Consider the following 11,365-nt stretch of genomic DNA (forward strand, 5'->3'; position numbering starts at 1 on the left):
GGATTTCACCGGCCCGGCGGACGTGTCGCATCGGGCCCAGGAGACGCAAGGGGGTGCTTCGCATGGACGGCGAACGCGCTGAAGAACTCATCGAGCTGGTCGAGAACAACGACCTGACCGGGATCAGGCTCTGGTTGGCCGAACACAGGCCCCACGAGATCGCGGACGAACTCGTTCGAATGTCCGGCCGAGAAGCCATCATCCCCTTCCGCCTCCTGGACAAGGAACGGGAGCTGGAGGTCTTCGAAGAACTCGAGCCGAGCCAACAACAGGCCATCCTCCTGGGTCTGCGCGGCACCGCCTTCCAAGAGCTCCTCGAAGAGATGGAGCCCGACGACCGGGCACGTCTGATCGGGGAGGCGCCGGCCAAGATCGCCACCCGGGCCCTGGCCGGACTGAGCCCGGCCGAACGTCGGATGACCGCCGCGCTCCTGGGCTATCCCGAGGACTCGGTCGGGCGGTACATGACCCCCGAGACGGTCATCCTGCACCGCGACCTCACCGTCGGCCGGGCCTTGGAGGTGGTGCGCGCCAAAGGAGCCAACGCCGAGACGATCTATACCCTGCCGGTGGTCAGCGACGGCCGACGCCTGGTCGGCACCATCACTCTGAGCGACCTGGTGGTCAGCGACGACGAATGGACCCTGAAGGACCTGGTGGACGTCTTCGCCCCCCGGATCAGTGCCTACGAACCTGCCGAGGACGCCGCCCGACTGATGCAGGAGGCCAACCTGGTGTCGCTGCCGGTGGTGGATTCCGAGGGCCGATTCCTGGGTCTGCTCACCTTCGATGACGCCCTCGAGGTCATCGAGTCGGCCGACACCGAGGACATGGCGCTGCAGTCCGGTGCGAGCCCCATCGACGAGCACTACGTGACCGTCGGAGTGTTGCGCCTGGTGGGCGCCCGCTCGGTGTGGCTCCTGTTGCTCATCGTCGCCGCCACGCTCACCGTCAACGTCATGCAGGTGTACGAGGCCACCCTGGAACAGGTCACCGCGCTGGCGATGTTCGTGCCGATGCTCATCGGTACGGGCGGTAACGTCGGCGCCCAGTCGGCGACGGCGATCGTGCGCGCCGTGGCGGTCGGCGAGGTGCGAGTGCGCGACCTGCCGTCGGTGATCTGGAAGGAGGCTCGGGTCGGCCTGCTCTTGGGAGTGCTGCTCTCCGGGGTCGCGCTGATCATCGGCTCTTTGCTGGTGGGACTCTCGGTGGCCTTGGTGGTCGCCCTGTCCGTGATCGCCATCTGTACCTGGGCGGCGATCATCGGGTCGTCGATGCCATTGCTGGCCCGAAAGGTCGGAGTGGACCCGGCGGTGGTCTCCTCCCCGATGGTCGCGACGCTCGTCGACGCCACCGGGCTGCTCATCTACTTCTCGGTGGCCCGGATGGTCCTCGGTCTGTGACCGGGATCTGGAGGGGCCGGGGCCCGTGTCTCCGTATCGGCCACCGCGGTGGTCACGTACGGCATGAAGCGCAGACGAAGCGGGTATCGTCCCAGAAGGTCAACGGATTCGAGGGGGATGCCATGTCCGGTAGGGGAGAGTCGTTCGATCGGCTGAAGAAGATGGCCGGTGAGCACTCGGACAAGGCCGGGGGCCTCGTGGACAAGGCGGCCGAGGCCGCGAAGAAGGCGACCGGGGGCAAGTACGACGACAAGATCGACAAGGGAGCCGACGCCGCCACCGACTACCTGCGCAAGCAAGGTGGAGGGGGCGACGAGGGTGACGGTGGAGGCGGTCGCAAAAAGCCCTAGAGGGTGGTGAGCCCAAGAGCACGGAGCGGGTGGAACGGGTCCACAATGGTGGATGCCTTCATCCGCTCCACGTCCGTTCACGATCTTCCTCGCCAGGGTCCGCGTGCCGCTCATGGGATTGGCCATGGTCGCGCTCCTGGCCGGTTATCTCGGCCTCTCCTGGTGGGTGGGGGGTGTGCTTCTGGCGGTGGCGCTGGTCGTGCACCTGCGCTGGGGGACGCCCCGCTGTGCTCCACGGGTTCTCGCGCCACCGGTCCGTGGTCGCTGGATGGCCCTGACCAGTCCCGTGGACCACGTGCCCAGCCAGGGCACCCATGCCTACGGGCAGACCCACGCGCTCGGTCTGGTCGCCGAGGACGGTACCCGCCCCGACATCGCCTGGCGCCCGCTCAGCCGGCCCCCACAAGACTTTCCCGCCTTCGACATGGTCGTGTACGCCCCGGCGGCAGGCACGGTGGTGCGGGTGCACGACCGTCAGCGCGACCACCGCAGCCGCAACTCGTGGCCTTGGCTGATCGGCTCGGTCTTGGAGAACAGCCTGCGTGAACTCAAAGGGCCCGCCGGCCTTCTGGGCAACCACGTGGTGATCGACGTGGGTGGGACGTACGTACTCCTGGGGCACCTACGGCGAGGATCGATCCTCGTGACCAACGGAGATCGAGTGCGGGCCGGGCAGCCCTTGGCGCGCTGTGGGAACTCGGGGGCCTGCACCGAGCCCCAGGTGCGGATGCAGCTGATGGACCTGTCGCATCCGCTCATGGCCGCCGGGCTTCCCTTCGTGTGGGGGAGTGGCTGGAAGAGCGCCGATCCGGGGTTCGAAGGCTTGCCCGAAACCTGGAGGCCTGTGGAGATCACCGGGCCGGATGTGATCTCCGCAGTTCAGGCAGGTCCGATGAGAGATTACCCTGGCGAAGTAAGGCGAACCTAACCATGAGGTGAGGGATGGGGCGATGAGCTCGACCGAGGGCGCGCCCTGCAAAATCACGGTCTGCCGCGGATGCTGCTGCGGCACCGAGAAGAAGGTGCCGGGCGTGGACCATGAGGCACAGCTCGCCCGCCTGAGCGCGATCGACGACCATGCCGCCAGACGTGTCCCCGTGCGTACCAGCAAGTGCCTGGGCATCTGTTTCCAGGCCAACGTCATCGTGGTGCGGCCTTCCGCCCAGGGGCGCGCGGCGGGTGGCCGTCCCGTCTGGCTCGGCGAGATGGCCGAGGACGGGCTCCTGGAGGCCGTCGACGACTGGATCTTCGAGGGCGGGCCGGGTCTGGCCCCGCTTCCCGCCTCCTTGGAGGAACATCTGACCTCCAAGGAGGCGAAGAAACCGAAGAAACCGAAGAAATCCGACAAGCCCAAGCGCTCCAAGGCCGCCAAGAAGACCAAGAAGATCGAAAAGAAACACGAGAAGGCCAGGAAGGCCCAGAAGAAGGCGCGCAAAGCCCTGGAGAAGGCTCAGAAGCGCTCCTAGCGCCGACCCGAAGGACACTCCGGGTCGGCGGGTCCTCAACCGTCCTGCGGAGCGAACTGGGTGCGGTACAACGCCGTGTACAGACCACCCGCGGCCAACAGGTCGTCGTGGGTACCGCGCTCCAGGATCCGACCGTCCTCCAGAACCAGGATTTGATCGGCTTCGCGCACGGTCGCCAGGCGGTGCGCGATCACCAGGGACGTGCGGCCCTCCAACGCCACCGCCAAGGCCTCCTGCACCGCGGCCTCCGACTCCGAGTCCAGGTGCGCGGTGGCCTCGTCCAAGATCACCACCGACGGTGCCTTCAGCAGCAGCCTGGCGATGGCCAGCCGCTGCTTCTCACCACCCGACAAGCGGTAACCACGATCGCCCACCATGGTGTCCAAGCCCTGGGGGAGCTGCTCCAGGAGTGACCCCAACCGAGCCAGCCGCAAGACCTCCACCAGTTCGGCGTCGGTCGCGTCCGGGCGCGCGTAGCGCAGGTTGGCCCCCACCGTGTCGTGGAACAGTTGCGCCTCCTGGGTCACCACGCCCACCGAGGAACGCAATGAGCCCCCGGTCACCTCGCGCAGGTCCAGGCCACCCACCCGCACCCGTCCGTCGGTCGGATCGTACAGGCGTGACACCAGGTGGGTCAGAGTGGTCTTGCCCGCGCCGGAGGGACCGACCAAGGCCACCATCCGACCGGGTTCGGCGTGGAAGGAGACCCCGCTGAGCACCTGGACGTCCTCACCGTTCTCAGCCTGCGGGGTGAGCTCCAAGGAGGCCACCGAAGTCTCCGAAGAGCCCGGGTAGCGGAACGAGACCTGGTCGAACTCCACGCTCAGCGGTCCGTCCGGTAGCGGGCGCGCGTTCGGACTCTCCTTGATCTGTGGTTCCAGGTCCAGCACCTCGAAGACCCGGTCGAAGGAGACCAGCGCGGTCATGATCTCCACGTGCACGTTGGACAGTGTGGTGAGGGGGCCGTACAGGCGGGCCAGCAGGGTGGTGAGCGCCACCAGCGTGCCGACCTCGAAGGCGCCGTCCACGGCCAGCACGCCGCCCACACCGTAGACCATGGCGATGGCCAGGGCCGTGATGGTGGCCAGCATCGTGAACAGCAGGCCGCCGATGACCGCTTGGCGGACTCCCAGGTCGCGCACGCGCGCCGCCTTGTTGGCGAATCCGCGGCTCTCCTCGTCCGGGCGTCCGTACAGCTTGACCAGCATGGCGCCGCCGACGTTGAACCGTTCGGTCATCAACGAGCTCATCGACGCGTTGTTGTCCATGGCGTCGCGGGAGATGTTCGCGAGCCTGCGACCCAACAACTTCGCGGGGACGATGAACAGCGGCACCAGGGCCAGCGCGAGCAGGGTGACCTGCCAGGACAGGGCCAGCATGGTGATCAGTACCGCGACCACGCTGATCAGGTTGGAGACCACCGACTGCAGGACCGAGGTGATGGCCCGCTGGGCACCCACCACGTCCGTGTTCAGACGACTGATCAGCGAACCCGTCTGGGTCCGGGTGAAGAAGGAGATCGGCATCTTCTGCACGTGCGTGAACACCTGGGTGCGCAGCAGGTAGATGACGCCCTCGCCGATCCGCGCGGACAGCCACCGACCGGTCAGGGTGATCACACCCTCCAGGAGCGCCAGCACTCCGGCGGCGATGGCCAGCCACACCACCAGTGAGGTGTCACCCGGGATGATGCCCTGATCGATGATGGCCCGTAGGAGCAGGGGGTTGGCCACCACCACACCCGCACCCACCGAGGTCACCAGCAGGAATAGCAGGATGGACCGGGTGTGCGGCAGCGCGTACGACAGAATGCGCCGGGTGATCCCGGGAGGGAGTCGCTGTCCCCGGGCGCTCCCATCGTTGACCAAAGCCCTGTAGGAGGGCCTCCCTGACATCATCGACAGCCTCGTTTCGTGCATCGGTTCGCCACTCATGCGTCAACACCGGTGCGTGCGTGCCGCTTCCCTGGCATGACCGCTGCCGAGGGGCCAGGTCCGGGGGCAAGTCCTACAGGGAGTGTGCCAGTCGGCCGAGCGCCGCGGTGGTGGAGCGGCCCGGTGTGAAGGGAAGTTCCCAGGCCTGGGCCTGGAGTGCCTCGGCGCCGCGGATCTTGGCTTGGGTGTAACGGTCCCCGGCGGTGAAGGCCAGGGCGGCGGGAGCCAGGGGACGGAGCAGGTCCGCGTAGGCGGTCCAGTCGGCGACGGAAGGGGGGCCGTCGATGATCAGTGACCCCGAGACACTGGACAGGGCGGCGATGGTCTCGGCCCGCTCCTCGGCGGGGTTGACCGGGCGATCGGGACCCTTCCAAGCGCGCACGCGTTCATCGGACTCGATTCCCACGACCAGGGGCAGCCCGCGTTCTGCGATGGAACGCAGGAAACGGATGTGTCCGACGTGCAGGACGTCGAAGACGCCCGTGACCACGACCGGACGTTCGAGGGGGTCCGGTCGCTCGAACCAGCGGACACCGAGTGGTGTGGTCGCCTGATGGGTCTCGTCCGTACCCGGTTCCCGCATGTGGCCCTCGTTTCTGCGCGCTACCGACGGGCGCCCGCGCGCGACCGCGCCGACGGGTGCGCCCGAAAGGTCAACGTACCCGTTGAGTGGGGGTATTCCGCTTCTGGGGAAGGACCCGAACGGTGTTCGGACCCGACCGCGAAGTCCGGCTGTGAATCCGCTCACTCGAATCGGGGTGGGGTGAGGGGATCCCATCGTCGAGCCGAGGAGGTCTTGAGTGAAGGGGGCGCCATGGCCCGGTGCGTGTTGATCGAACCATTTCGGGGGCGCGGAGGTGGGCCTATCGCGGGCATCGATCATGTGCCGGGGGAAGGGCCGGTGGCTGGGGGTACACGGCTCGCTTCGAGTGGAGCGGGGGGTTGGGGGGTCGTCCCCCCGAGGTGGGGTGGTGGAGCGAGTCGGTGCCTGAGGGCACACGGCTCGCTTCGAGTGGAGCGGGCGACGAGAATCGAACTCGCATGACCAGCTTGGAAGGCTGGGGTTCTACCATTGAACTACGCCCGCGTGGCGCCAGAGCCCTTGAGTTTCCTCTATGCTCGTGGAGCCGACAGAGATAAGAGTACAGTCTCTGGAGCGTTGTTCGCACATCCGTTGTCGGGCTAGTGTGTCAGCGTCGGGTCGTTACGGGGTGTAGCGCAGCTTGGTTAGCGCGCATGCTTTGGGAGCATGAGGTCGCGGGTTCGAATCCCGCCACCCCGACGAAAACGCCCTCGGGCGTCCGGCCTACTGGTCGGGCGCCCGAGCGCCCTGTCTGTCTGCCCTAGACTTGGTGCGATCAGCAGGAAACTGTAAGTCCCAGCCCGTCGCAGGGCACCCCTGGAAACGTGGTCATCACTGGCCGGGGTGCGTGCATTCGCCGTTGTGTGTGGTGCGCCTGCGGGCCGACGCGGACACCAGCCGGCAAACCTAGGAGTACCGCCCCGTGAAGACCGATGTCGAGGAGCTCAGCCCGACCCGGGTCAAGCTGACCATCGAGGTGCCCTTCGAGGAGCTCGAGCACGCTTTCGACGTGACCTACAAGTCGCTCGCGAAGCAGGTTCGGATCAAGGGCTTCCGCCCGGGCAAGGCGCCGGCGCGGCTGATCGACCGCTACGTCGGACGCGGCGCGGTGATCAGCGAAGCGGTCAACCACGCCGTTCCGGAGCTCTACAACGAAGCCATCCAGAAGGAGGAGATCTTCGCGCTCGGCCAGCCCGACGTGGAGGTCACCAAGCTGGAGGACAACGAGGAGCTCGCCTTCACCGCCGAGGTCGACGTCCGACCCAAGTTCGAGGTGAAGGACTACAAGGGCATCGAGGTGACCGTCGACAACGCGACCGTCACCGACGAGCAGGTCGACGAGCAGATCGGCACCTTGCGCGAACGCTTCTCCACCCTTGTGGGCGCCGACCGTCCGGTGGAGGACGGCGACCACCTGTCCATCGACCTGTCGGCCGCCATCGATGGTGAAAAGCTCGAGGACGTGGCCGTGAGCGGCTACTCCTACGAAGTGGGCACCAACACCATGCTGGAGGGTCTGGACGAGACCCTGCGTGGCATGGAGGCCGGTGGCGAGGCCACCTTCAAGACCACCCTGGTCGGTGGCGAGCACGAGGGCCAGGAAGCGGACGTCACCGTCACCGTGCACTCGGTGAAGGTGAAGGAGCTGCCTGAGCTGGACGATGAGTTCGCCCAGCTGGCCTCGGAGTTCGACACCATCGACGAACTGCGCGAGGACGTGCGCAAGCGGATGGGTGACGTGCGTCGTATGCAGCAGCTGTCCGCCGCCCGTGACAAGGCGCTGGAGAAGTTGATCGACTCCGTCGACATCCCGCTGCCCGACGCGGTCATCGACGAGGAGATCACCCGCCGTCGCCAGAGCCTTGAGCAGCAGCTCGCCCAGAGCGGTCTGACCAAGGAGGCCTACCTCGAGTCGCAGGAGAAGACCGAGGAGGAGTTCGAGGAGGAGCTCAAGAGCGGCGCCAACTCGGCGGTCAAGGCCGGTTTCATCCTTGACCAGCTTGCCCTCCAGGAGGACCTGAGCGCTGACCAGGGCGAGCTCAGCCAGTACGTGTTCGAGCAGGCCCAGCGCATGGGTGTGAGCCCGGATCAGCTGGCCCAGCACCTGGTCGAGTCGAACCAGATCCGCGTGGCCTTCACCGAGGTCGTCCGTGGCAAGGCCATGGACCTGGTCTTGGCCGGTGCCAAGGTGACCGACGAGGACGGCAACGTCGTCGAGCAGGAGGTCGTCGAGGCCTCTGACGAGGACGCCGTCGAGGAGGCCGCCAAGGCCGCCGCCGTCGCCGCCGCCGAGGCCACCGAGGGAGACGCCGAGGCCAAGAGCGAGGCCGAGGACACCGAGCAGACCGACTCCAAGTAGTCCTCGACACTCAGTACCCTTCACAGGGCCCCGACCGACCCGCACCGGGACGGTCGGGGCCCTGTGTGTTTGTTCGCTGTCAGGAGAAAAGGCACATTCTGTCCCTGGTACACCCTGCGCTGAAAGCGAACAGGGACGTTATCCGGACGAGCCCGGCGTCTGGCGGCGTTAGTGTCGCTGTATCGCAACCGTTTCGATTCCGGAGCAGGTGACGAGAGTGCCGCCGACCTTTGATGAGTCCCAAGGATTCGACGCTCGTACGTCGGACCCGCAGCTTTCCCCTTTTATTGAGCAGACGCCTCAGCGCCTGTTGCGCCAGCGAATCGTGTTCCTCGGCCAGCAGGTCGACGACGACATCGCCAACCGCCTTGTCGGTGAACTCCTGCTGTTGTCCGCCGAGGACCGGCAGCGGGATATCACCATGTACATCAACTCGCCGGGTGGTTCCGTTACGGCGGGTATGGCGATCTACGACGTCATGCAGTACATCCCCAACGACGTGCGCACCGTGGGTATCGGTATGGCCGCGTCCATGGGCCAAATGCTTCTGTGCGCCGGTGCGCCCGGTAAGCGTTACGCGCTGCCGCACACCCGCGTCATGATGCACCAGCCGTCCGGTGGCATCGGGGGCACCGCCTCCGACATCCGGATCCTGGCGGACCAGCTGCTCTACGTGAAGAAGATGTTCATCACGAAGATCTCCGAGCACACCGGGCAGTCGGTCGAGCAGATCGAGAAGGACGCCGACCGGGACCGCTGGTTCACGGCCCAGGAGGCGCTGGAGTACGGCTTCATCGACGAGGTGCTCGAAGGCACCCTCGACGTGACCAGTGACCGTAGCCAGGGCTGACCTGTCCCAGTCCATGGATCGGCGTAGTGCGTGGAAGGCGTGAAATGACCGAGTTCAACCCCAGTCTGATCGGCGGCGCGGCCTCGATGGCTCCCCAGAGCCGCTACGTGCTGCCGTCCTACGTGGAGCGCACGTCGTACGGCGTCAAGGAGATGAACCCGTACAACAAGCTCTTCGAGGAGCGGATCATCTTCGTCGGCGTGCAGATCGACGACACCTCCGCCAACGACCTGATGGCCCAGCTCATCACTCTGGAACAGCTCGACTCCGAGCGTGACATCCAGATGTACATCAACTCGCCGGGCGGTTCCTTCACCTCCCTCATGGCGATCTACGACACGATGCAGTTCGTACGCCCCGACATCCAGACGGTGTGCATCGGGCAAGCCGCGTCGGCCGCAGCGGTCCTCTTGGCGGGCGGTACCAAGGGCAAGCGCGGCGCGCTTCCCAACGCCCGCATGATGATCCACCAGCCCGAGACCGGGGGCATGCACGGTCAGGCCAGCGACATCGAGATCCAGGCCAACGAGATCACCCGGATTCGTCAGCAGTTGGAGACGACCCTGGCCAAGCACACGGGTCGTTCGGTCGAGCAGGTGTCCCAGGACATCGAGCGGGACAAGATCCTCACCGCGGAGGAGGCCGTCGAGTACGGTCTCATCGACTTCGTGTTGCCCTACCGGAAGGCCTCCGCGAAGTAGGGCACCGGCCGGAGTGAACTCGTGACCCGAACCGGAGCCCAGCGCTCGGAGGGTTCGGGAAGGAATTTTCCGGCCCTGAAAGGACGCACCGGACCGGTTTCTGACCCGCCTGGGACAGCCCGGTGGTGAAGCCGGTCCGGTTTTTCGCTTAGTCTGGCGGAGAGCGACACACAGATCGCCCCGTTCGTGGCCGACCGGCCCTGAGCGGATTTCGCGGAAGTTCTCTTCCGCGCCGTTCGGCGCGCGAGCGTGTCGTGGGCGGGGCGGCCTTAGTTTTGAGGAGTGGCTGGGTGGCACGCATCGGCGACGGCGGGGACCTGCTGAAGTGCTCATTCTGCGGTAAGAGCCAGAAGCAGGTGAAAAAGCTCATCGCGGGCCCCGGTGTGTACATCTGCGATGAGTGCATCGACCTGTGCAATGAGATCATCGAAGAGGAACTCGCCGACGCCACCGAGCTCACGTGGGATTCTCTTCCTAAGCCGCGAGAGATCTTCGACTTCCTGGACTCCTACGTGATCGGTCAGGAACAGGCGAAGAAGGCTCTGTCCGTGGCGGTCTACAACCACTACAAGAGAGTACGTTCGGAGACCGAGCGTCCCGGTGACGAGGGCGTGGAGATCGCCAAGTCCAACATTCTGCTCTTGGGCCCCACGGGTTCGGGCAAGACCCTGCTGGCGCAGACCCTCGCCAGGATCCTGAACGTGCCGTTCGCGATCGCCGACGCCACGGCGTTGACCGAGGCGGGCTACGTCGGTGAGGACGTCGAGAACATCCTGCTGAAGCTGATCCAGGCCGCGGACTACGACGTCAAGAAGGCCGAGACCGGGATCATCTACATCGACGAGGTCGACAAGGTCGCCCGTAAGAGTGAGAACCCGTCGATCACCCGGGACGTGTCCGGTGAGGGCGTGCAGCAGGCGCTGTTGAAGATCCTGGAGGGAACCACCGCGAGCGTGCCTCCCCAGGGCGGACGCAAGCACCCGCACCAGGAGTTCATCCAGATCGACACCACCAACGTGCTGTTCATCTGCGGTGGTGCCTTCGCCGGCCTGGAGCAGATCATCGAGTCCCGCACCGGGCAGCAGGGCATGGGGTTCAACGCAGTGCTGCGCCCCAAGAGTGAGACGCAGGGCACGGCCCTACTCGGCGAGGTCATGCCGGAGGACCTGCTCAAGTTCGGGATGATTCCGGAGTTCATCGGCCGGTTGCCGGTGATCACCAGCGCGCACAACCTGGACAAGGCCGCGCTGATCCAGATCCTCACCGAGCCGCGCAACGCCTTGGTCAAGCAGTACCAGCGCCTGTTCGAGTTGGACAACGTGGAGCTCGAGTTCACCCAGGACGCGTTGGAGGCCATCGCCGAGCAGGGCATTATCCGGGGGACCGGTGCCCGGGGCCTGCGCGCCATCATCGAGGAGGTCCTGCTCTCGGTGATGTACGAGGTGCCCAGTCGGGAGGATGTCGCTCAGGTGATCATCACCCGTGAGTCGGTGGAACAGCACGTGAATCCAACGCTCGTGCCGCGTACCCAGCTGAAGGACGGCGGACGCCAAGAGAAGTCGGCCTGAGTCGACCCGCGCGGTGTCGAACCGCGTACGCCGATCAAGGGGCGTCCTCGCCTGACGGGGGCGCCCCGGCGTGTGTTCGGTCCGCAGGGTGGCGCCAGGTCCTGTTTTTGGATCATTCCGGGCTCGCGGCCACCACGCCGCCTCTGGCGGC

Annotated in this window: 10 protein-coding genes and 2 tRNA genes; 9 read left to right on the top strand and 3 right to left on the bottom strand. The window is 66.1% G+C overall.

What is annotated here, in order from left to right:
* Positions 1-62: 62 nt before the first annotated feature.
* From mgtE to D472_RS0123795, 4 genes are all read left to right on the top strand, one after another.
* Positions 63-1,403, top strand: a complete 1,341-nt coding sequence (mgtE, locus tag D472_RS0123780; protein WP_017606940.1) for a magnesium transporter — start codon at positions 63-65, stop codon at positions 1,401-1,403.
* A gap of 122 nt (positions 1,404-1,525) precedes the next feature.
* Positions 1,526-1,753 (top strand): antitoxin, encoded by a 228-nt coding sequence (locus D472_RS0123785; protein ID WP_017606941.1) that lies wholly within the window; start codon positions 1,526-1,528, stop codon positions 1,751-1,753.
* Between the two features lie 52 nt (positions 1,754-1,805).
* Positions 1,806-2,681, top strand: a complete 876-nt coding sequence (locus D472_RS0123790; protein WP_017606942.1) for a M23 family metallopeptidase — start codon at positions 1,806-1,808, stop codon at positions 2,679-2,681.
* Positions 2,682-2,703: 22 nt separating this feature from the next.
* The gene (locus D472_RS0123795; protein ID WP_026118015.1) at positions 2,704-3,219 is read left to right on the top strand and encodes a hypothetical protein; all 516 of its coding nucleotides are present in this window, start codon (positions 2,704-2,706) and stop codon (positions 3,217-3,219) included.
* 35 nt (positions 3,220-3,254) lie between these two features.
* Here the strand turns inward: D472_RS0123795 and D472_RS0123800 are convergent, their stop codons facing one another.
* The 3 genes from D472_RS0123800 to D472_RS0123810 all read right to left on the bottom strand — a co-directional run bounded on the left by D472_RS0123800 (position 3,255) and on the right by D472_RS0123810 (position 6,240).
* On the bottom strand, positions 3,255-5,117 hold the full coding sequence (locus tag D472_RS0123800; RefSeq protein WP_026118016.1) for an ABC transporter ATP-binding protein: 1,863 nt from the start codon (positions 5,115-5,117) through the stop codon (positions 3,255-3,257).
* A 109-nt stretch (positions 5,118-5,226) separates the two neighbouring features.
* Positions 5,227-5,736 carry an adenylyltransferase/cytidyltransferase family protein gene (locus tag D472_RS0123805; RefSeq protein WP_017606945.1) on the bottom strand — a complete coding sequence of 170 codons (510 nt, stop codon included), beginning with the start codon at positions 5,734-5,736 and terminating at the stop codon, positions 5,227-5,229.
* Between the two features lie 430 nt (positions 5,737-6,166).
* A tRNA-Gly gene (locus D472_RS0123810) sits at positions 6,167-6,240 on the bottom strand.
* A gap of 120 nt (positions 6,241-6,360) precedes the next feature.
* Between D472_RS0123810 and D472_RS0123815 the strand changes: the two genes are divergently transcribed.
* From D472_RS0123815 to clpX, 5 genes are all read left to right on the top strand, one after another.
* Positions 6,361-6,435 (top strand) — tRNA-Pro (locus D472_RS0123815).
* 223 nt (positions 6,436-6,658) lie between these two features.
* Positions 6,659-8,095 carry a trigger factor gene (gene tig / locus D472_RS0123820; protein WP_017606946.1) on the top strand — a complete coding sequence of 479 codons (1,437 nt, stop codon included), beginning with the start codon at positions 6,659-6,661 and terminating at the stop codon, positions 8,093-8,095.
* Positions 8,096-8,381: 286 nt separating this feature from the next.
* On the top strand, positions 8,382-8,945 hold the full coding sequence (locus D472_RS0123825) for a ClpP family protease (protein WP_051046064.1): 564 nt from the start codon (positions 8,382-8,384) through the stop codon (positions 8,943-8,945).
* 44 nt (positions 8,946-8,989) lie between these two features.
* A complete protein-coding gene (locus D472_RS0123830; RefSeq protein WP_017606948.1) occupies positions 8,990-9,646 on the top strand; it encodes an ATP-dependent Clp protease proteolytic subunit in 657 nt (218 codons plus the stop codon).
* A gap of 290 nt (positions 9,647-9,936) precedes the next feature.
* A complete protein-coding gene (gene clpX / locus D472_RS0123835; RefSeq protein WP_017606949.1) occupies positions 9,937-11,214 on the top strand; it encodes an ATP-dependent Clp protease ATP-binding subunit ClpX in 1,278 nt (425 codons plus the stop codon).
* The last annotated feature ends 151 nt before the right edge of the window (positions 11,215-11,365 follow it).

Origin of the sequence: Nocardiopsis alkaliphila YIM 80379, from assembly GCF_000341005.1 — a bacterium.
GTDB lineage: Bacteria > Actinomycetota > Actinomycetes > Streptosporangiales > Streptosporangiaceae > Nocardiopsis > Nocardiopsis alkaliphila.

Bases quoted from the DNA above. Each gene is read 5' to 3' on its own strand.
- mgtE (WP_017606940.1), top strand. From the start codon at position 63: ATGGACGGCGAACGCGCTGAAGAACTCATCGAGCTGGTCGAGAACAAC.
- D472_RS0123785 (WP_017606941.1), top strand. From the start codon at position 1,526: ATGTCCGGTAGGGGAGAGTCGTTCGATCGGCTGAAGAAGATGGCCGGT.
- D472_RS0123790 (WP_017606942.1), top strand. From the start codon at position 1,806: ATGCCTTCATCCGCTCCACGTCCGTTCACGATCTTCCTCGCCAGGGTC.
- D472_RS0123795 (WP_026118015.1), top strand. From the start codon at position 2,704: ATGAGCTCGACCGAGGGCGCGCCCTGCAAAATCACGGTCTGCCGCGGA.
- D472_RS0123800 (WP_026118016.1), bottom strand. From the start codon at position 5,117: ATGATGTCAGGGAGGCCCTCCTACAGGGCTTTGGTCAACGATGGGAGC.
- D472_RS0123805 (WP_017606945.1), bottom strand. From the start codon at position 5,736: ATGCGGGAACCGGGTACGGACGAGACCCATCAGGCGACCACACCACTC.
- D472_RS0123830 (WP_017606948.1), top strand. From the start codon at position 8,990: ATGACCGAGTTCAACCCCAGTCTGATCGGCGGCGCGGCCTCGATGGCT.